Raw genomic sequence first — 25,096 nt, forward strand, 5'->3', positions numbered from 1 at the left:
GCTATGCCGGGGCACCGACGGGGACGAACGGATTACGGACCGGATCGGGCCGCTGGGCTCAGCGGTTCCGGCGGACCCCGAAGACGATGTCCTCCCAGGCGGGGATGCGGGCGCGCGGGTCCTCGGTCTCGCCGTCGAGCAAGCTGCCCAGCACCGCGGTGTCCTGGCTGTCGGGGTCGACGGCGTCGTAGGCGCTCCGACGCGGCGGCCCGTCGGTCGGGCGTTCCTCGCCGGGGAGGGCGACGTCGTCGTCGGGCACCTCGTCGACGGGGAGCGGGTCCGCGGTGACCGCCGCCTGCGCCTCGTCGTCGTGCTCCCCGGCGCCGTCCTCGGCCGCCCCGGCGTCGGTGCGCGCCTCGGCCTCGACGTCCTCCTCGTCGTGCAGCACGGAGATCCCCCGGCGGGCGAAGGGCGCGGCGGGCAGGCCGGCCGGCACGTCGGGGACCACCCGGACCAGTCGGGTGCCCTCGGCGAAGTCCATCGTCGTGGCGTCGACCGGGGTCACGGTGCGGGCGGGCAGGTCGTAGCTCCAGCGGGTGCTGCCGGACTTGGCGCCGGCCTCCCAGTCCGCCTGCACCTGCCAGGTGCCGTCCTCCGCGCGGTGGGCGTCCCAGCGGACGGCCTCCAGGTCGGCGCCGAGCAGCCGCAGCCGCTCGGACATGAACTGCTCCAGGGGCACGCTGGGGGTGCCCTCGGACAGTCGCACCCGGGCACCGCGGGCCTGCTCGGCGACCCGGGCGCGCTCCTGCAGCACCGGGTGGGCGAAGCGCATGATCCGCTCGACCCGGGTCCCGGAGGCGTGCGCCACCTGCTCGGGGGTCTCGCCGGCCCGGATCCGGGCCTGGATGACCCGCGGGGGCAGGTCGTGGGCCACCTCGGCCGGGGCCTGGGGCGGGGCGCCGGCGCGCAGGAGCTGCCGCAGCCGGTCGTCCACGGGGAGCTCGAAGCGCTCGCCGTCGGTGGAGTCGGGCGCGTCCGCGGCGAGCACCAGGTGCGCGCCGTCCTCGGAGAGCGCCACGAGGCGCAGTGAGCGCATGGGAGCGACCTCCAGGAGGGTTCGGCGCGGTTCGCAGACCGACGCAACGCTAACGGCGCACCCGCGGGCCCGCGCCGCCGACACGCCCGGTACGGCGCGTCGGCTCGACAGCGGCGCCCGAGACCTCCTCGCGTCCACCGGGAGGCCCGGTCGCCGGGCCGAGCCGCTACGACGAGAATGGACACTCCGGCAGCCGGCGGACCCGCTCGGCCACGTGCCGAGGGGACGGCGGGACAGCGAACCGGCGCAGCGCGGCGCCGCACCACAGGAACAGGGGAGGGGCGCACGTGTGCGGCATCTCGGGTGAGGTCCGGTTCGACGGAGGCGTCGCCGACATGGCGGCGGTCAGCGCCATGTGCGACCAGCTCCAGCGACGGGGGCCGGACGGCTCCGGCGGCTGGCAGGCCGGGCCGGTCGCGCTCGGGCACCGGCGGCTGAAGATCATCGACCTGACGGACGCCGGCGCTCAGCCGATGGTCGACGCAGAGCTCGGGCTGACGATGGTCTTCAACGGGATCATCTACAACTACAAGGAGCTGCGCGCCGAGCTGCAGGGCGCCGGCTACCGCTTCTTCTCCACCTCCGACACCGAGGTGGTGCTCAAGGCCTACCACCGCTGGGGTGCGGCCTGCGTCGAGCGGTTCCTGGGGATGTTCGCCTTCGCCGTCGTCGAGCGGGACTCCGGCCGGGTGGTCCTGGCCCGCGACCGCTTCGGGATCAAGCCGCTGTACCTCAGCCGCGGGCCGCGCCGGGTGCGGTTCGCCTCCTCGCTGCCCGCGCTGGTGCGCGCCGGGGGCGTGGACACCAGCATCGACCCGGTCGCGCTGCACCACTACATGTCCTTCCACGCCGTCGTCCCGGCGCCGCGGACGATCCTGGCCGGCGTCGGCAAGCTGCCCCCGGCCACGGTCCGCACCTACGAGGCCGACGGCCGTGAGTCCGACTGGGAGTACTGGCGCCCGGTGCACGAGCGGCGGGCCGAGTTCGCCGGCCTGGACGCGGTCGAGTGGCAGGAGCGGGTGCTGGAGCAGCTGCGCGTGGCCGTGCGCCGGCGGATGGTCGCCGACGTCCCCGTGGGCGTGCTGCTGTCCGGGGGCATCGACTCCAGCCTCGTCGTCGGGCTGCTGGCCGAGGAGGGGCAGAAGGGGCTGGCCACGTTCTCCATCGGCTTCGAGGCCGTCGGGGAGCGGTCCGGTGACGAGTTCGCGTACTCCGACGTGGTCGCGGAGACCTTCGGCACCGACCACCACCGGCTGATGGTGCCCAGCGCCGACGTGCACGCCGGCCTCGACGGCGCGGTGGCGGCGATGAGCGAGCCGCAGGTCAGCCACGACGCGGTCGCCTTCTACCTGCTCTCCCAGCAGGTCAGCCAGCACGTCAAGGTGGTGCAGAGCGGGCAGGGCGCCGACGAGGTGCTGGCCGGCTACGACTGGTACCCGCCGCTGGAGGGCGTCCCGGCCGAGGCGGCCGTCGAGGCCTACGCGCGGGTCTTCGTCGACCGGCCGCACGCCGAGCTGGCCACCCAGCTCAGTGACCGCTGGATGGTGACCGACGACGTCAGCCGGGCGCTGATCGCCGAGCACTTCGCCCGGCCGGGGGCTGCGACCACGCTGGACAAGGCGCTGCGGCTGGACTCGACGATCATGCTGGTGGACGACCCGGTCAAGCGGGTCGACAACATGACGATGGCCTGGGGCCTGGAGGCCCGCGTGCCGTTCCTGGACCACGAGTTCGTGGAACTGGCCGCCGCCGTCCCGCCGGAGCTCAAGCTGGCCCACGGTGGGAAGGGCGTGCTCAAGGACGCCGCCCGCGCGGTCATCCCCGCCGACGTGATCGACCGGCCCAAGGGCTACTTCCCGGTGCCGGCGATCACCGACCTGCACGGTGACTACCTGGAGACGGTGCGCGCGGCGCTGCGGGCACCGGAGGCACGGGAACGCGGCCTGTTCCGCACCGACTACGTGGAACGGCTGCTCGCCGACCCGAACGGCCACCGCACCACGCTGGGTGCCAACCAGCTGTGGCAGGTCGGGCTGCTGGAGCTGTGGCTGCAGCGGCACGGCATCCGCTGACCTGGCGTGGCCGCGCTCACGGCGCGGCGCGGAACAGCGCCACGAGGGCATCTGCTCCACTCGGAGCCGACGGACGGTGCGGTCCGGCGACGCACCGCGTCGCGCCGACCGACCGATCCCCCGACCGAGGAGGTGCCATGACCGACGTGCTGCGCCAGGCAGGACTGCCCACCGAGGTGCGCCTCGCCGTCGCCGAGATCGCCGGTGCACCGGGCGCCTGGTGCCCCAGCCTGGCGCCGACGGGGGACCGGGTGGCCTACGTCAGCGACCGCTCCGGCGTCCCCCGGTTGGAGGTCGCGGCGCTGGACCAGCAGACCCCGCCCGCGGTGCTGTCCGGTGTCGAGGAGGAGGTCGTCTCGGTCGCGTGGTCGCCGGACGGCGAGTGGCTGGCCTACCTGGTGAGCCCCGGCGGCTCCATCTGCGCGCAGCTGTGGGCCGTGCGGCCCGACGGCACCGACCGGCACCTGGTGGCCGGGCAGGACCCACGCGCCACCGTCTTCGCCGGCGGGTGGACCGCAGGTGGCCACTACGTCTGCTCGATCGCCCCCGGGGACGGCCCCGGCGCCGACGTCGTCCTGGTCGACGTGGTCAGCGGTGCCCACCGCACCCTCGCCACCGGCGGCTTCCTCGCCGTCACCGCGGTCTCCGCCGACGAGCGCACGGTGCTGGCCCGGCAGGGTCCGCGCGGGCACCGGCACATCGTGCTGGTCGACGTCGTCACCGGCGTCCAGCGGCGGGCCATCCCGCTCACCGCCCCCGGGGGCGGCGCCTCCGAGGACGGCCGGTTCGCCCCGGACGGCTCGGCGGTCTTCCTCCGCGCCGCCCTCCCGGCGCGGCCCGGGCTCCCGCGCAGCGACCGCACGGGCCTGGCCCGCGTCCCGCTGGACGCCGATCGGCGGCCGGGTCCGGCCCGGGTGCTCATCGCCCGCCCCGACGCCGACCTGGACTCCTACGCCGTGCGCACCGACGGCACGGTGCTGTGCGTCTGGAACGCCGACGGGATCACCGAGCTGGAGCTGCGGGACCTCACCGACGGCGGTCTGCTGCGTGCCGTGGCGCTGCCGCACCCGGTCATGCCCGGCTGGTCGCTGTCGGCCGACGGGGGCACGTTGCTCGCCGAGCTGACCGGCCCCACCTCCCCCCGGTCGCTGTGGTCGGTCCCGCTGGACATCGGCGGTGAGCCGGTGCCGCTGCCCAGCACGCCCCGCCACCCCGACCCGCGCCTGCTGGTCACGCCGGTCCGGCTGCGCTACGCGGCCGCCGACGGGACCGAGCTGGACGGCTGGCTCTACACCCCGCCGGGGCTGACCGGCCCCAGTCGCACGGTGGTGAGCTTCCACGGCGGTCCGGAGGGGCAGGAACGCCCGGACTACCACCCGGTGGCGCAGTCGCTGGTCGCGGTGGGGCTGACCGTCTTCGCGCCGAACGTGCGCGGTTCGGGCGGGCACGGCCGGGCGTTCATGGCCGCCGATGACCTGGCCGCCCGGGAGCAGTCGTTCACCGACGTCGTCGCCACCGTCGAGCACCTGGTGGCCCAGGGGATCGCGCTGCCCGGCCGGGTCGGTGCGCACGGCTGGTCCTACGGCGGCTACCTGACGCTGGTGGCGCTCACCCGCTGGCCGGACCTGTTCGCCGCCGGTGCGACGCTGGCCGGGATGAGCGACCTGCGCACCTTCTTCGCCGGCACCGAGCCGTGGATGGCGGCGGCCTCGGTCACCGAGTACGGCGACCCGGTGACCGACCGGGAGATGCTGGCCGCGATCTCCCCGATGACCGTGCTGGACCGGCTCCGGTCCCCGGTGCTGCTCACCCACGGCGACCGGGACACCAACGTGCCGGTGCTGGAGTCGATCCAGGCGCACCAGGAGCTGACGGCCCGCGGTGCCCCGGTCGAGCTGCTCCTCCTGCGGGGTGAGGGTCACACGATCGTGGGACGGGAGAACCTGCTGCACCTGTCGGAGCGGGTCGCGGAGTGGTTCGATCGCTGGCTGTGAGCCCGCGATGACCGATGCCTCCGGCGTCTTCGCGCCCTACCCCGGTTCGGCACGCGACGAGGCAGTGGGCGCAGCAGGGTCGCTCCGGCCGGCCTACCGGCCCGTGCTGCAGGTGCTCGACGAGCTCGGCTCCGGCGGGATCGGCGCGCTCGTCGACGCGGTGGCCGGAGAACGCCGGGACCGCGGGGTGGTGGTCGGCGGCCACGTCGACGGCCGGCTGCAGGAGCGGCCGCTCCCGCTGTGCCCGGTGCCCCGCCTGCTCTCCGCCGCCGACTGGTCCTCCGTCGCCCGCGGCGCCGAGCAGCGGCACCGGGCGCTGAACGCCTTCCTCGCCGACGTCTACCGCCCGGCCGGGCGGCGGCGCACCGACTCCGACCGGCACGCCGAGGTGGTCCGCGCCGGTCTCGTGCCGGCGTGGGTGGTCGCCGCCAGCCCGGGGCTCCGTGCCTCGGCGGCCGGCCTGGCCGTGCCCGGCCAGCCGCGGGTCACCGTCTCCGGCCTGGACCTGCGGCACGGCCCCGGGGGCTGGGTGGCGGTCGCGGACGACCTGTCGACGCCCTCGGGCCTCGGGCACGCGATCAGCGACCGGGTCAGCAGCCGGGCGGCGCTGCCCGAGTTGCACGCCGCGGCGGAGGCCGCGGGGCTCACCGACCCGGGCGAGGCGGTGCCGCTGCTGCGCGCGGCACTGGCCGAGGCCGCCCCGCCGGCGTGCACCGGCACCCCCCAGCTGGCGGTGCTCTCCGAGGGACCGCACAGCAGCAGCTGGTTCGAGCACCGGTTGCTGGCGGCGGCGATGGACGTCCCGATCGCCACGCCGGACACCCTCTGGCCGGCTCGCGGTGGCGGCGTGGCGGTGCAGGTGGACGGGCAGCGGCTCCGCGTCGACGTGCTCCACCGACAGCTGGACGAGGCCGCCCTCGCTGCGCACCTGACCCCCAGCGGTGCACCGCTGGACACGCTGCTCGGTGCCGCGGTGCGGGCCGGGGAGCTGGCGCTGGCGAACGTCCCCGGCAACGGCGTGGCCGACGGCGAGGTCACCTACCGGTACGTGCCGGAGCTGATCCGGTTCTACCTCGGTGAGGAGCCGGTACTGGAAACCGTGCGCACCTGGCTGCTGGCCGACGACGCCGACCTCGCCGAGGTGCGCGACCGGCTGCACGAGTTGGTCGTGCGGCCGGTCGACGGGTACGGCGGTTCCGGGGTGGTGGTCGGGCCCCGCTGCTCCGCGGCCGAGCTCGCCGAGCTCCAGGCGGAGGTGGCGGCCACTCCGCACCGCTTCATCGCCCAGGAGCCGGTCGACGGCTCCACGGTGCCCACCGTCGTCGACGGTGCGCTGGCGCCGCGGGCCGCCGGCCTGCGGGTGTTCACCGTCGCCGGTGCCACGACCCGGGCACTGCCCGCGCCGTGGACCCGCGTGGCCATGGCCGACGGATCAGCCGTGCTGGACGGCAGCAAGGACACCTGGCTGCTGCCCTGAAGGCCGCCGTCCTCCACACCCCTCGCGAGCAAGGGGTGCGGAGGACGGGACCGTCAGAGCCGGCCGACGACGTGGTCGATGCAGGCGGTCAGCGCGCTGACGTCGTCCGGGTCGACCGCCGGGAACATGCCCACCCGCAGCTGGTTGCGGCCCAGCTTGCGGTACGGCTCGACGTCCACGACGCCGTGCGCGCGCAGCGTCGCAGCGACCAGCGCGGCGTCGACCGACTCGTCGAAGTCGACCGTGCCGACGACGAAGGAGCGCTGCTCGGGGTCGGCGACGAACGGCGAGGTGTACGAGGTCTTCTCCGCCCACCCGTAGAGCCGGCTCGAGGACTCCTCGCTCCGCGCCACGGCACCGGAGAGCCCACCCAGGCTGAGCATCCACTCGATCTGGTCGGCCAGCAGGAACAGCGTGGCGACCGCCGGGGTGTTGTAGGTCTGGTCCTTGCCGGAGTTGTCCACGGCGATCGACAGGTCCAGGAAACCCGGGATCCAGCGGCCCGAGGCCTTGATCTCGGCCACCCGCTCCAGGGCCGCGGCCGACATCAGCGCGATCCACAGGCCGCCGTCGCTGGCGAAGGACTTCTGCGGGGCGAAGTAGTAGACGTCGGTCTGCGCGACGTCGACCGGCAGCCCGCCGGCACCGGACGTCGCGTCGATGAGCACGAGGGCGTCGGCGTCGATCCCCGCCGGGCGGGAGACCGGCGCCATGACCCCCGTCGAGGTCTCGTTGTGCGCCCATGCGTAGGCGTCGACCCCGGCCTGGGCCTCGGGGAGCGCCAGCGAGCCGGGCGCGGCCTTGGTGATCACCGGCGCGTCCAGGAACGGCGCCTCGGCGACCCCGGAGGCGAACTTCGCCGAGAACTCGCCGTAGCTCCCGTGCGCGCTGCGTTGCCGGATCAGGCCGATGGTGGCGGCGTCCCAGAACGCCGTCGTCCCGCCGTTGCCGAGCACCACCTGGTAGCCGTCGGGCAGGTCGAAGAGCTGGGACAGGCCCTCCCGGACCCGCCGGACCAGGCTCTTCACCGGCGCCTGCCGGTGCGAGGTGCCCATCAGGCCGACCCCGGAGGTCGCCAGGGACTGCAGCGCCTCGGGGCGGACCTTGGAGGGGCCGCACCCGAAGCGGCCGTCCCGGGGGAGCAGGTCGGTGGGGATCGTGATGCTCATCTGCGGTGTGCCTCTCAGGTCGTCCTGCGTCAGGCGGGGGCGGGCTCGCTGATCGTCTTGGTCTGGATGGTGTCCCAGCCCTTGACGGCCTCGGGCTTGCGCGGATCGGGCCCGACGTAGCGCGCCGACGGGCGCACCAGCCGGCCGGTGTTCTTCTGCTCCAGGATGTGCGCGCACCAGCCGGCCGTGCGGGCGCAGCTGAACATCGAGGTGAACATGTGGCTGGGCACCTCGGCGAAGTCCAGCACGATCGCCGCCCAGAACTCGACGTTGGTCTCGATCGGCCGGTCGGGACGACGCTCGCGCAGCTCCTGCAGCGCCGCCTGCTCCAGGGCCAGGGCGGCCTCGAAGCGGGGTGCGCCGAGCTCCTCGGCGGCGCGGCGCAGCACCCGGGCGCGGGGGTCCTCGGCGCGGTAGACGCGGTGCCCGAAGCCCATCAGCCGGTCGCCCTTGTCGAGCAGGTCCTTGACGAAGCGCGTCGCGTCACCGGAGGCCTCGACGCCGTCCAGCATGTGCAGCACCCGGGAGGGGGCGCCGCCGTGCAGCGGGCCGGACATCGCCCCGATCGCCCCGGACAGCGAGGCCGCGACGTCGGCGCCGGTGGAGGCGATGACCCGGGCGGTGAACGTCGAGGCGTTCATGCCGTGCTCGGCGGCCGAGGTCCAGTAGGCGTCGACGGCGGCGACGTGCCGCGGGTCGGGCTCGCCGCGCCAGCGCACCATGAACCGCTCGACGATGCTGGAGGCCTCGTCGACCCGCTTCTGCGGCACGGCCGGGATGCCGATGCCCCGCGCCGACTGGGCCACGTAGGACAGCGCCATGACCGCAGCGCGGGCCAGCTCGTCGCGGGCCTCCTCCGCGGAGATGTCCAGCAGCGGGCGGTAGCCCCAGATCGGGGTCAGCATCGCCAGTGCAGCCTGCACGTCGACCCGGACGTCGCCGGTGTGCACCGGGATGGGGAACGGCTCGGCCGGGGGCAGGCCGGGGCCGAACTCCCCGTCGACCAGCAGCGCCCAGACGTTGCCGAAGGTGACCTTGCCGACCAGGTCCTCGATGTCGACGCCGCGGTAGCGCAGCGCCCCACCGTCCTTGTCCGGCTCCGCGATGGTGGTCTCGAAGGCGATGACGCCCTCCAGGCCAGGGACGAAGTCGTCGGCCATCTCGCATGCTCCTCTGCGCGCGGGTGGGGACGGACGCTGGTCAGCGCACGACGAACCTCAACTTAGGGGCTGGCAGGCCACGGGGTGCACCCCGGCTCCCGGCCAGCGGGCGGTGCGCGCTGCAACGGTGACAGCATGGGCCGGTGGCCGACCTGATCCGCATGCGCAGGGACTACGACGACAGCGGCTTCGGCGAGGAGGGCCTCGCGGCCACCTGGGTGGAGCAGTTCGACCGCTGGTTCGCCGACGCCGTCGCCGCCGAGCTCCCCGAGCCCAACGCCATGGTGGTGGCCACCGCGGACGCCGACGGCATGCCCGATGCCCGCGTCGTGCTGATGAAGGGCTACGACGTCGACGGGTTCGTCTTCGGTACCAACTACGCCTCGGCCAAGGCCGCCCAGCTGGCCGTCAACCCCCGGGCGGCGCTGGTCTTCCCCTGGCACGCCCAGCAGCGGCAGGTCCGGGTGGCCGGTGCCGTCGAGCGGATCGGGCCGACCGCCTCGGGCCTGCTGTGGGACCCCCGGCCCCGCGGCTCGCAGCTGGCCGCCGCCGCCTCGATCCAGTCGACGGTGGTGGAGTCCCGCGAGTTGCTGCGCACCCGGGTGGCCGAGTTGGACGCCCAGACCCCGCCCGGGCAGCTGCCGCGCCCGGAGAACTGGGGCGGCTACCGGGTCCTGCCCGAGCGGGTGGAGTTCTGGCAGGGCGGCCATGACCGCCTGCACGACCGGCTGGTGTTCGTGCGCGATGACGAGGAAGGCGGCGGCTGGGTCGTGCAGCGCCTCGCCCCGTGAGGTCCGGCAACCACAGGGGCCGCAAGCACCGCCAAAATGGCCATTTTGGTGGTGGAGTCGATCCGGTCGATCCGGTCGAGGGCGGCCTGTCGGTGGAGCAGCCGCAGCCGGTGACCCGCCGGCGCGGCTGGGCGCTGGACACCACGCCGCTGCGCAACCGCGCCTTCCGCCGGGTCTTCGGCGGCGTCGCGGTCACGATGCTGGGCCAGCAGATGACGCTGGTCGCCGTCCCGTACCAGGTCTACGAGCTGACCGGCTCCTCGCTGATGGTCGGGCTCACCTCGGTGGTCGCGCTGGTGCCGCTGGTCGTCTTCGGCCTGCTCGGCGGGGCGATCGCCGACGCCATGGACCGCCGCGTGCTGATGCTGATCAGCTCCACAGGTGCCGCGGTCACCAGTGCGCTGCTGGCCGTGCAGGCGCTGCTGCCCGGGGACGGGCACGTCAGCGTGCTGTGGCTGCTGGCCGCCGCCGTCTCGGGGTTCGCCGCGGTCAACCAGCCGGCGCGCAGCGCGGTGATCCCGGCGCTGGTCGGGCCGGAGCAGGTCGCGGCGGCCAACGCGCTGGCGATGACGGTGCGCCAGGCAGGCGTGATCGTCGGGCCGCTGCTGGCCGGTCTGCTGATCGGCCTGGGCGACCTCTCGATCGTCTACACGATCGACGCGCTGGGCTTCGTCGCCGCCGTCCTGCTGCTGCGCGGGCTGCCGCCGCTGCCGCCGGAGGGCGTCTCCGGCCCGCTGCGGCTCGGCGCGGCGGTGCGCGGGGTGGGGGAGGGGTTCGCCTTCCTGCGCACCCAGCCGGTGCTGCTGATGACGTTCGTCGTCGACCTCATCGCGATGCTGTTCGCCTGGCCGCAGGCTGTCTTCCCCGAGCTGTCCCAGACGGTCTACCGCGGCGACGCGAACAGCCTGGGCTGGCTGTTCGCCGGGGTGTCGATCGGCTCGCTGCTGATGGGGCTGACCTCCGGGTGGGTGAGCCGGGTCGACCGGCAGGGCGCGGTCGTGCTGGCCGCCATCGCCGTGTGGGGCGTGGCGATCATCGGCTTCGGACTCGCCTCGACGCTCTGGCTGGCGGTGCTCTGCCTCGCCGTCGCGGGCGCCGGCGACATGGTCAGCGCGGTGCTGCGCTCGGCGATGCTGCAGACGGCGGCGCCGGACGAGATGCGCGGCCGGATGCAGGGCGTGTTCATCGTGGTCGTGGCCGGTGGGCCGCGGCTGGGCGACCTGCGCGCCGGGCTGATGGCCAGCAGCGTCGGGGTCACCGCCGCGATGGTCTCCGGCGGTGTGGTGATCGTGGTGGCGATGGCCGTGGTCGCCGTCGCGGTGCCGTCGTTCTGGCTGTTCCGGGCGTCCCGGGCCGACGAGGTGGCCCGCGACGCCCGCCGCCGGCTCGCGGCCGACTGACCTCCGCCATCGGTCACCGGATGGTGCATCGGTCGCGGTGAGACAGCACTGCGCGACCGACGACGCGCGTGTCGGGCATGCGCCGTGCCGCGGCGGGTAGCGGAGCGGCCATGGCGCTCCCGCGGGTCCTCGTCCTCGTCCTCGCCGGTGGCAAGGGCAGCCGCCTGGAACTGCTGACCGAGACCCGGGCCAAGCCCGCCGTCCCGTTCGCCGGGGTGTACCGGCTCATCGACTTCCCGCTGTCCAACTGCGAGCACTCCCAGATCCCCGACGTGTGGGTGTCCGAGCAGTACCAGCCGCAGTCGGTGAACGAGCACCTGGCCGGCGGCCGCCCGTGGGACCTGGACCGCAGCACCGGCGGGCTGCTGATGCTGCCGCCCTTCCAGGGCAGCGAGCGCGGCGGCTTCACCGCCGGCACCGCCGACGGGCTGTGGCGGCAGGCCGAGCTGATCCGGCAGTTCGGCGCCGACGCGCTCGTGGTGGTCAGCTCCGACGCGGTCTACAAGCTCGACTACCGCGCCGTCGTCGACGCCCACCTGGGCTCCGGGGCCGAGGTCACCATGGTCACCACGGAGGTCGAGCCGGACGACGCCGCCCGGTACGGCATCGTCCAGACCGCGGACGACGGGAAGGTCACCGACTACGCCTACAAGCCCGACGAGCCGGCGACGACGACCGCCACCAACGAGGTCTTCGTCTTCTCCCCGGACGAGACCCTCGACCGGCTCGAGGCGATCCAGGACCAGGTCGGCGACGACGGCCTGGAGGACCTGGGCACCCACCTGCTGCCGGCGCAGACGAAGGACGGCCTGGCCCGGGCGCACCCGCTGAACGGCTACTGGCGGGACGTCGGCACCATCGAGTCCTACTGGGAGGCGCACCGCGAGTTCCGCTGCGAGGAGCCCCCGATCGACCTGGACGAGAAGAGCTGGCCCATCCACACCCGCGGCGGCCGGCACAGCGCCGCGCGACTGCTGCGCGGGGCGGTGGTCGAGGACAGCCTGGTGTCCGGGGGCACCCGGGTGGCCGGGGAGGTGCGCGGCTCGGTGCTGTCGCCCGGCGTGATCGTCGAGCCGGGGGCGACCGTCATCGACTCGGTGCTGCTGCCCGGCGCCCGGGTGCGTGCCGGCGCCACCGTCACCCGCGCCGTGCTGGACGACGGGGTGCAGGTCGGGGAGCGGGCCACGGTCGGTGGGGACGGCGCGATCACCCTGGTCGGCCGGCGGGCGACGGTGGAGGCCGGCACCGAGCTCTCCTCCGGGGCCCGCTACCCGGAGCCCGAGAAGGACTGATCCCCGTGAGGGGCCAAGATCGCGACCTTGGCCCCTCACGGGGATCAGGCGAGGGTGTGGGCGACGACCCGGAGGTCGGCCACGAGCGCGTCGAAGGCGGCGGCCCGGGCGTCGTCCGGCGTCCGCAGCACGGCCGAGGGATGGGTGGTGGCGAGCACCCAGGTCTGGTGCGGGGCGTCCTCGTCCTGGTCGGCGTCGGGGAGCGCCGCCTCCGCAGCGCGGACGCCCGGTGGGGTCCACGGCAGCAGCTGCCCGTGCTCGCGGGTGATCCGGAACGACGGTGAGATCAGCGCCTTGGCCGCCACCGCGCCCAGGCAGACCACCACCTCCGGCTGGAGGACGGCGAACTCCGCCTCCAGCCACGGGCGGCAGGCCATCAGGTGCTCCGCCCCCGGGGACTGGTGGATCCGGCGCTTGGGGGTGGGCTTGAACCGGAAGTGCTTGACCGCGTTCGTCACGTAGGCGTCGCGCCGGTCGATGCCGGCCTCGGTCAGTGCCCGGTCCAGCAGCTTCCCGGCCGGGCCGACGAACGGCTCGCCCGTGCGGTCCTCCTGGTCGCCGGGCTGCTCGCCGACGAAGACGACCCGCGCGGTCTCCGGGCCCTCGCCGAAGACGGTCTGGGTGGCCGGTTCGCCGAGCTCGCACGCCCGGCAGCCGGCCGCCGCCTCCCGCAGCCCGTCCAGGCCCACGCCGCTGGGCACCTGGGCGGGGTGGTTGCGTTCGCTCATGCGTCGATGACACCCGACCGGGGGCGCCACCGCAGCCCGAGATCAGCTGTTCACTTGACGATGCGGAAAGTGATGCGACAGGCTCCCAGTCGTTGCGGATGGCAAGGGCTGCTCGCACACGACGGACACCGGAGGAGCAGTGCTCGAGTTCGATGGCCTGTACAAGGCCTACGACAGCAACCAGGTGCTCGAGGGGGTGAGCTTCACCGTGGCCCCGGGCCAGATGTTCGGCTTCTGCGGGTCCAACGGTGCGGGCAAGACCACCACGATGCGGATCGCCATGGGGCTCGCGCGCGCCGACGCCGGGGAGGTGCGCTGGTCGGGCCGCCCGGTCGACGAGATCGTCCGTCGCCGGATCGGCTACATGCCCGAGGAGCGCGGCCTGTACCCGAAGATGAAGGTCGGTGAGCAGCTGAGCTACTTCGCCCGGCTGCACGGGCTGGACGCCCGCGCCGCCGGTCGCGCCGCCGAGCACTGGGCCGAGCGGCTCGGGCTGGGAGAGCGGCGCGGCGACCGGGTGGAGAAGCTGTCGCTGGGCAACCAGCAGCGCGTACAGCTGGCGGCGGCGCTGGTCAGCGAGCCCGACGTGCTGATCCTCGACGAGCCGTTCTCCGGCCTGGACCCGGTGGGCGTCGACTCGCTGGCCGAGGCGCTGCTCGAGCAGTGCCGGCGCGGGGTGCCCGTCGTCTTCTCCAGCCACCAGCTGGACCTGGTGGAGCGGCTGTGCGACGCGGTCGGCATCCTCGCCCGCGGCAAGATCGTCGCCAGCGGGACCGTCGCCGAGCTGCGGTCCACGACCGTCGGCCGGCAGCTGCGGGTGGTCGCCCCCGACGCATCGCCCGGCTGGGCCAGTGCGGTGCCCGGTGTGCGGGTGGTCTCCGAGCAGCGCGGTGACACCGTGCTCGAGCTCCCGCCCGGCACAGACGACCAGCAGGTGCTCGCCGCCGCCCTGGCCACCGGCCGGGTCACCCACTTCGCCTGGCGGGAGCCGACCCTGGTCGAGCTGTTCCGCGACGCCGTCACGACCCCTCAGGAGGTGGCGGCATGACCGCGACCGCACACCGCGACGTCCGCACACCTGCGCCGGCACACTCCGACGTGAAGCCGCACAGCCCGGCACAACTGGTCCGCCTCGTGGCCGGCCGGGAGATCTCCACCCGGATCCGGGACAAGGGCTTCCTGGTCAGCTCCGCGGTGCTGATCCTGCTGATCATCGGCCTGATGGTCTTCCAGGTGATCATCGGCGGCGGGGAGTCGACCAGCCGGATCGGCCTGGTCGGGGGCGACCAGGCCGTCGAGCAGGTGCTGCAGCAGCAGGGCCGGGCGCTGGACACCGAGGTGACGGTGGTCCAGCTGGCCGACGAAGACGCCGCCCGCACCGCCGTGGCCGAGGAGGACGTCGAGGCCGCGCTGCTGGACCCGACCGGCAGCCGCCCCGAGCTCCTGGTGCAGACCGCGGGCGGGAGCGCCGAGGACCTCGTGCAGAGCGCCCTGGCCGCCCTCTCCGTGGCCGACCAGCTCAGCGAGGCCGGGGTGCAGCTCGAGCCCGCCCCGGAGGTCGACGTCGTCGCCCTGGAGGGAGCCGAGGACGATCGTTCGCAGGCCACGATCGTCGCCCTGCTCGGGGTGGGGCTGCTGTACTTCCTCTTCATCCTCTTCGGGCAGTTCGTCGCGCAGGGCGTCGTCGAGGAGAAGTCGAGCCGGGTGGTCGAGCTCCTGCTGGCCACCATGCGCCCGTGGCAGCTGCTCGCCGGGAAGATCATCGGCCTGGGGGCGCTCGGGCTGATGCAGATCGCGGTGATCGCCGTGGTCGGGGTCGCCGGCGCGCTGGCCTTCGACGTCGTCGACCTGCCGGGGCAGCTCATCGGCACCGTGCTCACCGTGCTGGCCTGGTTCGTGATCGGCTACGCCTTCTACGCCGCAGTGTTCGCGGTGGCCGCCTCGCTGGTCAGCCGGCAGGAGGACCTGGGCAGCGTGCTGACGCCGACGACCATCCTGCTGGTGGTCGGGTTCGTCATCGCCCTGCAGGCCGCCCAGGACCCGGGCAGCACCCTGGCCACGGTGACCTCCTACGTCCCGGGTCTGTCGCCGATGGTGATGCCGGTGCGGCAGGCCGCGGGCGAGGCCGCGTGGTGGGAGGTCGGGCTCGCCGTCCTGCTGATGGTCCTGGCGATCGCCGTCATCGTCCGGATCGGTGGGCGGATCTACGCCGGTGCACTCCTCCGCACCGGTGGCCGGCTCAAGCTGCGCGAGGCCCTGGCGGCCGAGAGGGCCTGACGCCTGTCCGCCCCGGGTCAGCTCACTCGACCCGGGGTGGACGGCGGGGCGGTCAGCGCTGGCGCAGGCCGCTGAGCGGGCCACGGTAGGCGTGCGCCGGTGGGCCGCTCACCCCGGGCCGCACCGTGAACAGCCGGCCGGCGTCCGGCTGGGCGGCCCGGGTGGCGTCGTCCATCCCGTGCACCGACGTGCTGATCGCCAGCAGGTCGCCGACGAACGCGCAGCTGGTGGTGTTCTGGGCGTCGACCTCGACGACCGCGAGCAGCTCACCCTCGGGCGACCAGCGCCGCACCTGGGCACCGCCCCACAGCGCCGTCCAGAGACAGCCCTCGTCGTCGACGGTGAGGCCGTCGGCGACGCCGGCCGGGTCGTCGCTGAAGTCCAGCAGCACCCGGCGCTCGCCGAAGGCGCCGGTGTCCAGGTCGTAGTCGAAGGCCCAGACCACCTGCTGCCCCGAGTCGGAGAGGTACACGGTGCGGTCGTCGGGTGACCAGCCCAGCCCGTTGGAGATGGTGAGGCCGTCGAGCACGGTGCTGACCGTGCCGTCCAGGTCCAGCCGGTAGAGGCGGCCGGCCCCGGGCTGCTCGTCGAAGGCCATGGTGCCGGCGAAGAACCGGCCGGCCCGGTCGCAGGCGCCGTCGTTCATCCGGGTGCCGCCGGCGGACTCCGAGCCACCCTCCCCGGCGAGCTCGATCAGCACCTCCGCCGCGCCGTCGGGGGCCAGCCGGGTGACGCCCGCCCCGGCGCCCAGCAGCCAGCCGCCGGCGGCCGCCGGGGCGACGAAGCCCACCGTCGCACCGCCGCGGTGCTCGGCCACCGGGACGACGTCGTCCCCGCTGACGGTGCCGCGCCGGACGAGCCCCGCGGTGATGTCCACCCAGAGCAGTTCCTGCGCGGCGGCGTCCCAGATCGGGCCCTCTCCGTGCTCGGCCGGGACGGGGCTGGTCGGTGTCGCCTGCAGTCGGATCACCCGCCCATCCTCCCCGGGACACCGGGCCGTCACACCGGTTGCGGATACTGCCCCCGTGTCCGAAGCCACCGTCGACGTTGCCGACCTGCGCCCCTCCGGGGGTCCTACCGACCCGGACGACCGCACCGACGAGCCCTTGCGGGCCGACATCCGACTGCTGGGCCGAGTGCTCGGGGAGGTGATCGGCGAGCAGGCCGGCGCCGACGTCCTCGAGCTGGTCGAGGCCACCCGGGTCGAGGCCTTCCGGATCCGACGCTCCGAGGTGGGCCGCTCCGAGCTCGCCGACCGACTGGCCCAGCTCGACCTGCACGAGGCCAACCACGTCGTCCGGGCGTTCAGCCACTTCTCGCTGCTGGCCAACATCGCCGAGGACGTGCACCACGAGCGCCGCCGCCGGCACCACCGGCGGGAGGGCTCGCCCCCGCAGAAGGGGAGCCTGGCGGCGTCGCTGGACCTGCTGGACGAGGCAGGCCTCGACGGCGACGTGGTGGCCCGGGAACTGGCCGGTGCGCTCGTCGTCCCGGTGGTGACCGCGCACCCGACCGAGGTGCGCCGCCGGACGATCTCCCAGGTGCAGCAACAGGTCACCGACCTGATCCGGCAGCGGGACGACGCCGGGCCGTACGGGATCGACGAGCGGGCCTGGGCGGCGCACCTGTCCCGCGAGGTGCTCACCCTCTGGCAGACGGCGCTGCTGCGGCTGTCCCGGCTGCGGTTGGCCGACGAGATCGACGAGGCGCTGCGCTACTACGACCTGTCGCTGTTCGAGGTGGTCCCGGCGATCAACACCGAGCTCCGCCAGGCCCTGCGCGAGCGCTGGCCGGACGCCGACCTGCTGGACACCCCGATGCTGCAGCCGGGTTCCTGGATCGGCGGGGACCGGGACGGCAACCCGTTCGTCACCGCCGACGCCGTCCGCCGGGCGACCACCCGGCAGGCCGAGACGGCGCTGCGGCACCACCTCGCCGAGCTCATCTGCCTGGCCGACGAGCTGTCGATGTCCGACCGGCTGGTGACGCCCACCGACGAGCTGTACGCCCTGGCCGAGGCCTCCGGCGACGACTCCCCGTTCCGTGGCGACGAGCCCTACCGGCGCGCCCTGCGCGGGGTCTACCGGCGGCTGGCCGCGACCGCGCGGCGGGTGCTCGGTGCGGTGCCGGGGGAGGAGCCGGACGTCGACCTGCCGCCCTACGCCCTCCCCGAGGAGCTGATCGCCGACCTCGCCACGGTCGACGCCTCGCTGCGCAGCCACGGGGCGGGTGCGCTGGCCGACGACCGGCTGGCCCGGCTGCGCGACGCGGTGGAGGTCTTCGGCTTCCACCTGTGCGGGCTGGACATGCGGCAGAACTCCGCGGTGCACGAGGAGGTGCTGGGCGAGCTGCTGGCCTGGGCCGGGGTGTGCGACGACTACGCCGCACTCGACGAGGCGGCCCGGGTCGAGCTGCTCACCGGAGAGCTGCAGCTGCGCCGGCCGCTGGTGCGCCCCGACGCCGAGCTCTCCGAGCTCGCCCGCGGCGAGCTGGACCTGCTCGTGGCGGCCGCCGAGCAGGTGGCGCTCCTCGGCCCACGCGCAATCCCGAACTACGTGATCAGCATGTGCGAGTCGGTCAGCGACGTGCTCGAGGTCGCCGTCCTGCTCAAGGAGGTCGGGCTGCTGGACCCCGGCGCCCAGACTCCGGACGGTGGGGTCGGTCCCACCTGCTCGGTGGGCATCTCCCCGCTGTTCGAGACGATCGGCGACCTGCAGGCCGCCGGCACGATCCTGGCCGCGATGCTGGACCAGCCGCTGTACCGGGCGCTGGTGGCCAACCGCGGCGACGACCAGGAGGTGATGCTCGGCTACAGCGACAGCAACAAGGACGGCGGCTACCTGGCCGCCAACTGGGCGCTGTACCGGGCCGAGCTGGCGCTGGTCGAGGTCGCCCGCGCGAACGGCATCCGGCTGCGGCTGTTCCACGGCCGCGGCGGCACCGTCGGCCGGGGCGGCGGCCCCAGCTACGAGGCGATCCGGGCGCAGCCGCCGGGCTCGGTCGCCGGGGCGCTGCGGATCACCGAGCAGGGCGAGGTGATCGCGGCCAAGTACGCCTCACCCGACCTGGCCCGTCGGAACCTGGAGGCGCTGGTCGCGGCCACCCTGGAGTCGACGCTGCTGGACATCGAGGGCCTCGGCGCGGACGCGGAGGACGTCTACGCGCTGCTGGACGACCTGGCGGCGCGGGCCCAGGGCGCCTACCGGGCGCTGGTGCACGAGACGCCCGGCTTCGTCGAGTGGTTCCGCGCCGCGACCCCGATCCGGGAGCTGGCCGAGCTGAACATCGGCAGCCGGCCGCCGTCCCGCAAGGCCGGCGACAAGATCGCCGACCTGCGGGCGATCCCGTGGGTGTTCAGCTGGTCGCAGGCCCGGATCATGCTGCCCGGCTGGTACGGCACCGGGACGGCGCTGGAGTCGTGGGTCGACGGCTCGCCGGAGCGGCTGGCCCAGTTGCAGGACCTGCACCGGCGCTGGCCGTTCTTCCGCACCGTGCTGTCCAACATGGGGATGGTGCTGGCGAAGACCGACCTGGAGCTGGCCGCCCGCTACGCCGAGCTGGTGCCCGACGTGGAGCTGCGCGACCGGGTGTTCAGCCAGATCACCGCCGAGCACGAGCGCACGGTGCGGATGCTGCTGGCGGTCACCGGCGATGAGCAGCTGCTGGCCGACAACCCGTCGCTGGCCCGGTCGATCCGCAACCGGTTCCCCTACCTGGAGCCGCTGCACCACCTGCAGGTGGAGATGCTGCGCCGCCGCCGCGAGGGGGACGACGACGAGCTGGTGCGCCGCTGCATCCAGCTGTCGGTCAACGGCGTCGCCACCGCCCTGCGCAACTCCGGCTGAGTTGGTCCGGGCACGCTTGTGCTCTGCTCACCACCAGTGAGCAGAGCACAAGTGTGCCGACCGTGCCCGCGCCCAGGGGCGCGGACCGGCTCAGCTGCGGGCGGCCTCGATGGCGGCGGCCAGCCGGCGCACGCCCTCGTCGACGTCGCCGGGCTGCACCGCCGAGTAGGCGAGCCGGAAGCTGTTGTGCCCGCCCTCGAGCAGGAAATCGGTGCCGGGCACGATCGCCACCCCGCGGGCGGCGGCCTCGGTGGTGATCCGGGCGACGTCGTGGCCCTCGCCCTCGGGCAGCGACACCCACAGGAAGTAGCCGCCCTCGGGACGGCGGAACGTCGCCTGCGGCAGGTGCTCGCGCAGCGCGTCGTCCAGCAGCCCGACCCGCTCGGCCAGCGCCGACTTCACCCGCTCCAGCGCGGCCGGGAACCGGTCGCCCTGCAGGTAGGCGTGCACGGTGCCCTGGGCGACCATGTTCGGCGCGATGTAGGTGTTCGTGGCCCGGACCTGGATCTTCTTGATCAGCGCCGGCGGCCCGACCAGGTATCCCACCCGGATGCCGGGGCAGACCGTCTTGGAGAACGACGAGGCGTAGACGACGTGCTCGCTGGCCGCGCCGCCGTCCAGTTCCAGCATCCGCGGCAGCGGCTCCCCGCTGAACCGGATGTCGACGTAGGGGTCGTCCTCGAACAGCACGAAGTCGTGCTCGCGGGCCAGCTCCAGCAGTCGCTCACGCTTGGCCAGCGAGAGCGTGTAGCCGGCCGGGTTCTGGAAGTTGGGGATGACGTGCGCCAGCGTCGGCCGCAGCCCACCGTCGAGCAGGGCGGCGAGTTCGTCGACGGCGATGCCGTCCTCCTCCAGCGTCACCAGGTGCACGTCGGCGCCGCGGTTGCGCAGCCCGAGCAGGGTGCGGTCGTAGGTGGGCCGCTCGGTCACCACCGCGGCGCCCGGCGTGGCCAGCTCGTCGAAGAGGAAGGCGTCGGCCTGCATCGAGCCGTTGGTCACCAGCACGTGCTCGACCGGGACGCCGTGCTTCTCGGCGATCCACGTCCGCAGCGGCACGTAGCCGACCGCCGTCCCGTAGCCGGTCATCCCGGCCGGGTCGGAGTCGAACGCGGCGACCGCGGCCTGCTTGAGGCCCTCGACGTCGACGATGTCGGTGGACGGAGCGCCGCGGGCGAAGGAGATCATCGTGGTGGCGGGCGAGGTCTGTGCTGAGCCGGTCACGAGACCGAGTCTGCCGTACCGCGCCACCCCGGGCTCAGCCCTCCTGCGCTGCCGCGGCGGCCCGGACGGCGGCGAGCAGCGACTCCCGTTCGTGCAGCGTGGTGCGGGCCCGGCCGTGGACGGCACCGAGGGCGATCTCGGCGGCGTCGATGGCCCGCCAGTCGGCCAGCAGCACGGGGTGCCCGCCGCGGGCGAGGAGGGTGTCGACCCAGTCGTCGTCCCCGCCGGGCGCCAGCACCCCGGCGGCGACGTCGGCCAGGAGCGAGGCGACGGTCTCCCGGGCATCGTGCTTGTTGGTGCCGACGACGCCGGTCGGCCCCCGCTTGATCCACCCGGCCACGTACTCGCCGCGGCTGACCTCGCCGTCGCGGAGCACCCGGCCGGCGTCGTGCGGCACGGTGCCCGCGGTCAGCGGCAGCCCCGGCAGCGCGTGCCCGCGGTAGCCGACCGAGCGAACGACCAGGTCGGCCGGGACGACGTCGAGTTCCCCGGTGCCGACCGCGCGGCCGTCGGCGTCGACCCGGGTGCGCTCCACCTCCACCCCGATGACCCGGTCCGTGCCGAGCAGGCGGACCGGGCGGGCGTGGAAGCGCAGCCGCACGCTCACCGTGCCGGGGGTGGCCTCGTGCCCGGCGTAGTCGGCGAGTGCGGCGAGGTTGCGGGCGACGTGCCGGTCCTCGGCGGCCAGCGCCGCGTCCCCGGCGTCGGTGAGGTCGGCCGGGTCGACCAGCACCGTGGCGGCGGCCAGGTGGCCCAGCTCGCGCAGCTCCTGGGTGGTGAAGCTGGCCTGCGCCGGGCCGCGCCGGCCGAGCACGGTGATCCGTTCGACCGGGGCGGCGGCCAGCGTGTCCAGCACGTTGTGCGGCATGTCGGTGGGGTGCAGCTCGGCGGCGGAGCGGGCCAGGACCCGGGCCACGTCCAGGGCCACGTTGCCCACGCCGACCACCACGACGTCCCGGGCTCGGGACACCAGCTCCTCGACCCGCGCCCGGTCGGCGTCGGGGTGCCCGCAGTACCAGGCGACGACGTCGGTGGCGGCCAGGCTGCCGGGCAGCTCCTCCCCGGGGATGCCCAGCGTGCGGTCACCGGCCGCGCCGTAGGTGTAGACGACGGCGTCGACGTGCCGGCGCAACTCGTCCAGGGCCAGGTCGGTGCCGATCTCCACGTTGCCGACGAAGCGCACCCGCTCGTGGTCCAGGGTGTGGTGCAGCGTCTCGCGCAACGCCCGCATCTTCAGGTGGTCGGGGGCGATGCCGTGCCGCACCAGGCCGAACGGGGTGGGCAGCCGGTCGATCAGGTCGACGGCGACCGGGACGTGATCCTGCCCGGCGAGGGCATCGGCGGCGTAGATGCCCGCCGGTCCGGCACCGACGACGGCGACACGCAGCGGGCGTCCGGGCAGCGATCGGTCGTGCACAGTGGGTTCGGCCACGCCCGCATCGTCGTCCCGAAGACGGGTAGGCGCCAGGGTGAACCCGGGCAGTCGTGCCCGACCACCGTTGAGGAGTCCTGCGTGTCCATCACGATCGTCGCCACCGTCTCGCCCAAGCCCGGCCGCGCCGACGCCGTCCGGGAGGCGTTCACCGCCGCCATCCCGAAGGTGCACGAGGAGCCCGGCTGTGAGCTGTACGCCCTGCACGAGGACGGCTACGGGTTCGTGATGATCGAGCGCTGGGCGACCCAGGACGACGTCAAGGCGCACGGGGCCGGCGAGACGTTCAACCAGCTCACCGAGAGCGTCAAGGACGACCTGACGGAGCCGATCGGCGTCCGGCTGCTGCAGTCAGTGCCCGCCGGCGACGAGGCCAAGGGTGCTCTCTAGACAGCCTGGCAGGTGGGGCACCAGAAGAGGTTCCGGCCGACCATGACCTCGGTGCGCACCTCGGTGCCGCAGATCCGGCAGGGCAGCCCGGCGCGCCGGTAGACGTAGTGCGCGTCCTCGCGGAGCGCCGGGCCACGCTGACGCTCCCTGTCGGCGCGCTCGGTGGTGACGATCCGGCCGGCCTTGACCCCGGCCTTCATCAGCGTCACCAGGTCGGCCCACAACCGGTCCCAGAGCTCGCCGTCGACGTCGCGGCCCAGCCGGAAGGGGCTCAGCCGCTGCCGGAACAGGACCTCGGCCCGGTAGACGTTCCCGACGCCGGCGAGCACGGCCTGGTCCATGAGCAGCTGGCCGATGGTGGTCCGGCTGCGGGAGATGCGGGCGAACGCCTTCGCCGGGTCCGACCGCCGGCGCAGCGGGTCCGGGCCCAGTCGGTCGAGGATCAGCTGCACCTCGCCGTCGGTGATCAGGTCGCAGGCGGTGGCGCCGCGTAGGTCGGTCCACACGCCCTCCCCGTCCTCGCCCGGGCCCTCCCAGCGCATCCGCAGCGCGCCGCGGGGCTCGGGTGGCAGGCCGGTGCCGGAGGTGAACTTCCCGTAGAGGCCCAGGTGGACGTGCACGACGTCCGGGCCGAAGAAGGCGAACAGGTGCTTGCCGTAGGAGGTCACCTCGTCGAGCACCCGGCCGTCGAGCAGCTCGGCCTGAGCGGCGAAGCGGCCCTGCGGGCTGGTGACGTGCACCTCGCGGCCGGCGAACGCAGCCTGCTGCTCGCGGGCCAGGCGGAACAGGGTGTGGCCCTCAGGCACGGACGATCACGCCGTCCAGCTTCACCCGCCGGGGCCCCGCCCGCCACGACAGGACCGGTGACCCGGCCGACACCGCCGGTCCGGGTCCTCCGTCAGCGGGCGCGGACGGCGGCGTAGCGGTCCAGGGACACCTGTCGCTCGTGGGCGTGGTCGACGACCGGCTCGGGGTAGCCGGCCGGGACGCCGCCGGGCGCCGTCCACGGCTCGTGCACGTGCTTGGGGTCCAGGTCACGCAGCTCGGGCACCCAGCGCTTCACGTACGCGCCGTCCGGGTCGAACTTCTTGCCCTGGGTGATCGGGTTGAACACCCGGTAGTACGGCGAGGCATCGGTGCCGGTGCCGGCGACCCACTGCCAGCCGTGGTTGTTGCTGGCCAGGTCGCCGTCGACCAGGTGCTGCATGAAGAACCGCGCGCCGCGGGTCCACTCCTGGTGCAGGTCCTTCACCAGGAACGAGGCGACGATCATCCGCACCCGGTTGTGCACGTAGGCCTCCCCGAGCAGCTGCCGCATCCCGGCGTCGACGATCGGGAAGCCGGTGCGGCCGGTCTCCCACGCGCGCACCAGCTCCTCGGCGTCCGGCCCGGAGTCGTAGCCCATGCCCTGCAGCTGCGGGTTCAGGTACTCCCGGGCGGAGTCGGGCCGGTGCCACAGGACGTCGGCGTAGAAGTCGCGCCAGGCCAGCTCGTCGGTGTAGCGGCGCACCGACTCCGAGCCCTGCTCGGCAGCCAGGTCGGCGAGCAGCGTCCGCGGGTGGATGCAGCCGTACTTCAGGTACGCCGACAGCCGGCTGGTCCCGTTGGTGCCGGGGCGGTCGCGGCCGGCGTCGTAGCCGAGCAGCCGTTCGTCCCGGAACCGGTGCCAGGCCGCCACGGCCGCGGCCTCGCCCGCCGGGGGGAGCTGGACGTCGTCCAGCTCGGGCCGCGGCGGGGGGTCCTCGGAGCGCACGCCGTGCTGCCACGGGACCGGGTCGGGGCGGACGGCGGGGGAGTGCCAGCCGTGCTCGCGCCAGGCGCGGGCGAACGGGGTGAACACCCGGAACGGCGTCCCGTCCCGCTTGACCACCCGGCCGGGCGCCACCGCGTACGGCGAGCCGGTGCGCACGAGCGGGACGTCGCCCAGCGCCCGCTCCACCGCCTGGTCGCGCTGCCGTCCGTACGGGCCGGCGTCGGCGGTGACGTGCACGCTCACCGCGTCCAGCTCGGCCACCAGCCGGGGGAGGACGGCGGCCGGGTCCCCGGTCCGCGTGACCAGGGCGCCGCCGGTCGAGGCGCCGAGCTCGGCCAGGCAGTCGAGCAGGAACCGCCGGCGCGGCTCGCCCGAGGGGCCGTAGAGCCGGTCGTCGAAGACGAAGACCGGGACGACGGCACCCCCGGGCCCGGCGGCGTCGACGGCGGCGAGCAGGGCCGGGTGGTCGTCGACGCGCAGGTCGCGGCGGAACCAGAGCAGGGCGGTGGGCACCCGGTCGAGCCTAGGAAGCCCCTGCCGTCGGCGCTGGGTGGATCAGCTGTGGGCGGGTGTCAGGCCGAAGGTGGGCCGGTCGGCTTCGGCGACGAGGTCGAGCTGCTCGGGGTGGTCGACCAGGTACTTGCGGATGAAGGAGCAGTAGGGGAGCACATGCAGGCCGCGTTCACGGGCGGCGGTGAGGACGGTGCTGACCAGCTGCGTCCCGAGGCCTCGGCCGCCCACCGCCGGGTCGATCTCGGTGTGCGGCAGGGTCATCACGCCCTGGTCGACGTGATAGCTGGCCAGGCCGACGACTCGCTCGCCGTCCCGGATCTCGAAGCGGCCCCGCTCGGGGACGTCGACGACCGTGATCTCCATCTGTGTTCTCCACCTCCCGCGCCTCCGGCGCCGTTGCCGGGGCTCGTACGTGCTGACACAAGGTAACGGTTGCGACACGGCGTCGCCCGCATCTCCTCCCACGCGTCGGGGACTCCAGAGGTTCCCGGTCCCACGCGCACCACGGTCGGCGATGCGGTGATCGATCCGGGCTGAATGGCACGC

General features: G+C 74.3%; 20 protein-coding genes. 10 read left to right on the forward strand and 10 right to left on the reverse strand.

What is annotated here, in order from left to right; translation table 11 throughout:
• Positions 1-58 precede the first annotated feature (58 nt).
• Positions 59-1,036 (reverse strand): septation protein SepH, encoded by a 978-nt coding sequence (sepH, locus tag O2W18_RS02760; protein WP_269186041.1) that lies wholly within the window; start codon positions 1,034-1,036, stop codon positions 59-61.
• 287 nt (positions 1,037-1,323) lie between these two features.
• Here sepH and O2W18_RS02765 point away from each other — a divergent pair, with 287 nt between their 5' ends.
• The 3 genes from O2W18_RS02765 (at position 1,324) to O2W18_RS02775 (ending at position 6,579) form a co-directional block, all read left to right on the forward strand.
• A complete protein-coding gene (locus tag O2W18_RS02765) occupies positions 1,324-3,108 on the forward strand; it encodes an N-acetylglutaminylglutamine amidotransferase (protein ID WP_269186042.1) in 1,785 nt (594 codons plus the stop codon).
• 137 nt (positions 3,109-3,245) lie between these two features.
• Complete coding sequence (locus O2W18_RS02770; RefSeq protein WP_269186043.1) at positions 3,246-5,102, forward strand: S9 family peptidase; 1,857 nt, start codon at positions 3,246-3,248, stop codon at positions 5,100-5,102.
• Between the two features lie 7 nt (positions 5,103-5,109).
• Positions 5,110-6,579, forward strand: a complete 1,470-nt coding sequence (locus tag O2W18_RS02775) for a circularly permuted type 2 ATP-grasp protein (protein WP_269186044.1) — start codon at positions 5,110-5,112, stop codon at positions 6,577-6,579.
• Positions 6,580-6,632: 53 nt separating this feature from the next.
• Here the strand turns inward: O2W18_RS02775 and serC are convergent, their stop codons facing one another.
• On the reverse strand, positions 6,633-7,748 hold the full coding sequence (gene serC / locus O2W18_RS02780) for a phosphoserine transaminase (protein ID WP_269186045.1): 1,116 nt from the start codon (positions 7,746-7,748) through the stop codon (positions 6,633-6,635).
• A 29-nt stretch (positions 7,749-7,777) separates the two neighbouring features.
• Positions 7,778-8,908 (reverse strand): citrate synthase 2, encoded by a 1,131-nt coding sequence (locus O2W18_RS02785; RefSeq protein ID WP_269186046.1) that lies wholly within the window; start codon positions 8,906-8,908, stop codon positions 7,778-7,780.
• 143 nt (positions 8,909-9,051) lie between these two features.
• Between O2W18_RS02785 and pdxH the strand changes: the two genes are divergently transcribed.
• From pdxH to O2W18_RS02800, 3 genes are all read left to right on the forward strand, one after another.
• Positions 9,052-9,699, forward strand: coding sequence for a pyridoxamine 5'-phosphate oxidase (gene pdxH / locus O2W18_RS02790; protein WP_269186047.1), 648 nt, complete (start codon positions 9,052-9,054; stop codon positions 9,697-9,699).
• A complete protein-coding gene (locus O2W18_RS02795; RefSeq protein WP_269186048.1) occupies positions 9,696-11,099 on the forward strand; it encodes an MFS transporter in 1,404 nt (467 codons plus the stop codon). The genes pdxH and O2W18_RS02795 overlap by 4 nt, the downstream gene beginning before the upstream one ends.
• Positions 11,100-11,209: 110 nt before the next feature.
• Complete coding sequence (locus tag O2W18_RS02800) at positions 11,210-12,391, forward strand: glucose-1-phosphate adenylyltransferase family protein (protein ID WP_269186049.1); 1,182 nt, start codon at positions 11,210-11,212, stop codon at positions 12,389-12,391.
• Between the two features lie 44 nt (positions 12,392-12,435).
• Here O2W18_RS02800 and O2W18_RS02805 read toward each other — a convergent pair whose 3' ends face one another.
• A complete protein-coding gene (locus O2W18_RS02805) occupies positions 12,436-13,119 on the reverse strand; it encodes a UdgX family uracil-DNA binding protein (RefSeq protein WP_269186050.1) in 684 nt (227 codons plus the stop codon).
• A 139-nt stretch (positions 13,120-13,258) separates the two neighbouring features.
• On the opposite strand from O2W18_RS02805, the gene O2W18_RS02810 reads away from it, so the two are divergent.
• Complete coding sequence (locus tag O2W18_RS02810; RefSeq protein WP_269186051.1) at positions 13,259-14,167, forward strand: ABC transporter ATP-binding protein; 909 nt, start codon at positions 13,259-13,261, stop codon at positions 14,165-14,167.
• Positions 14,164-15,396, forward strand: a complete 1,233-nt coding sequence (locus O2W18_RS02815) for an ABC transporter permease (protein ID WP_269186052.1) — start codon at positions 14,164-14,166, stop codon at positions 15,394-15,396. The genes O2W18_RS02810 and O2W18_RS02815 overlap by 4 nt, the downstream gene beginning before the upstream one ends.
• Positions 15,397-15,448: 52 nt before the next feature.
• Here O2W18_RS02815 and O2W18_RS02820 read toward each other — a convergent pair whose 3' ends face one another.
• Positions 15,449-16,366, reverse strand: a complete 918-nt coding sequence (locus O2W18_RS02820) for an SMP-30/gluconolactonase/LRE family protein (protein WP_269186053.1) — start codon at positions 16,364-16,366, stop codon at positions 15,449-15,451.
• A gap of 55 nt (positions 16,367-16,421) precedes the next feature.
• On the opposite strand from O2W18_RS02820, the gene ppc reads away from it, so the two are divergent.
• Positions 16,422-19,241: a phosphoenolpyruvate carboxylase gene (gene ppc / locus O2W18_RS02825; protein WP_269186054.1), complete on the forward strand. Its 2,820-nt coding sequence runs from the start codon at positions 16,422-16,424 to the stop codon at positions 19,239-19,241.
• Positions 19,242-19,331: 90 nt separating this feature from the next.
• On the opposite strand, the gene O2W18_RS02830 is transcribed toward ppc, so the two are convergent.
• Both O2W18_RS02830 and O2W18_RS02835 read right to left on the reverse strand, forming a co-directional pair.
• Complete coding sequence (locus O2W18_RS02830) at positions 19,332-20,462, reverse strand: aminotransferase-like domain-containing protein (RefSeq protein ID WP_269186055.1); 1,131 nt, start codon at positions 20,460-20,462, stop codon at positions 19,332-19,334.
• 34 nt (positions 20,463-20,496) lie between these two features.
• Positions 20,497-21,894, reverse strand: a complete 1,398-nt coding sequence (locus tag O2W18_RS02835; RefSeq protein WP_269186056.1) for an FAD-dependent oxidoreductase — start codon at positions 21,892-21,894, stop codon at positions 20,497-20,499.
• 81 nt (positions 21,895-21,975) lie between these two features.
• Here O2W18_RS02835 and O2W18_RS02840 point away from each other — a divergent pair, with 81 nt between their 5' ends.
• Complete coding sequence (locus tag O2W18_RS02840; protein WP_269186057.1) at positions 21,976-22,284, forward strand: putative quinol monooxygenase; 309 nt, start codon at positions 21,976-21,978, stop codon at positions 22,282-22,284.
• Here O2W18_RS02840 and O2W18_RS02845 read toward each other — a convergent pair.
• From O2W18_RS02845 to O2W18_RS02855, 3 genes are all read right to left on the reverse strand, one after another.
• Complete coding sequence (locus O2W18_RS02845) at positions 22,281-23,090, reverse strand: Fpg/Nei family DNA glycosylase (RefSeq protein ID WP_269186058.1); 810 nt, start codon at positions 23,088-23,090, stop codon at positions 22,281-22,283. The genes O2W18_RS02840 and O2W18_RS02845 overlap by 4 nt on opposite strands.
• A 92-nt stretch (positions 23,091-23,182) precedes the next feature.
• A complete protein-coding gene (locus tag O2W18_RS02850; protein WP_269186059.1) occupies positions 23,183-24,550 on the reverse strand; it encodes a cryptochrome/photolyase family protein in 1,368 nt (455 codons plus the stop codon).
• A 42-nt stretch (positions 24,551-24,592) separates the two neighbouring features.
• Positions 24,593-24,913, reverse strand: a complete 321-nt coding sequence (locus tag O2W18_RS02855) for a GNAT family N-acetyltransferase (protein WP_269186060.1) — start codon at positions 24,911-24,913, stop codon at positions 24,593-24,595.
• Positions 24,914-25,096 lie beyond the last annotated feature (183 nt).

This window comes from Modestobacter sp. VKM Ac-2983 (genome assembly GCF_026967885.1).
Taxonomy (GTDB): Bacteria; Actinomycetota; Actinomycetes; order Mycobacteriales; family Geodermatophilaceae; genus Modestobacter.

Bases quoted from the DNA above. Each gene is read 5' to 3' on its own strand.
- O2W18_RS02800 (WP_269186049.1), top strand. From the start codon at position 11,210: ATGGCGCTCCCGCGGGTCCTCGTCCTCGTCCTCGCCGGTGGCAAGGGC.
- O2W18_RS02805 (WP_269186050.1), bottom strand. From the start codon at position 13,119: ATGAGCGAACGCAACCACCCCGCCCAGGTGCCCAGCGGCGTGGGCCTG.
- O2W18_RS02770 (WP_269186043.1), top strand. From the start codon at position 3,246: ATGACCGACGTGCTGCGCCAGGCAGGACTGCCCACCGAGGTGCGCCTC.
- O2W18_RS02815 (WP_269186052.1), top strand. From the start codon at position 14,164: ATGACCGCGACCGCACACCGCGACGTCCGCACACCTGCGCCGGCACAC.
- O2W18_RS02775 (WP_269186044.1), top strand. From the start codon at position 5,110: ATGACCGATGCCTCCGGCGTCTTCGCGCCCTACCCCGGTTCGGCACGC.
- serC (WP_269186045.1), bottom strand. From the start codon at position 7,748: ATGAGCATCACGATCCCCACCGACCTGCTCCCCCGGGACGGCCGCTTC.
- O2W18_RS02785 (WP_269186046.1), bottom strand. From the start codon at position 8,908: ATGGCCGACGACTTCGTCCCTGGCCTGGAGGGCGTCATCGCCTTCGAG.
- sepH (WP_269186041.1), bottom strand. From the start codon at position 1,036: ATGCGCTCACTGCGCCTCGTGGCGCTCTCCGAGGACGGCGCGCACCTG.
- O2W18_RS02855 (WP_269186060.1), bottom strand. From the start codon at position 24,913: ATGGAGATCACGGTCGTCGACGTCCCCGAGCGGGGCCGCTTCGAGATC.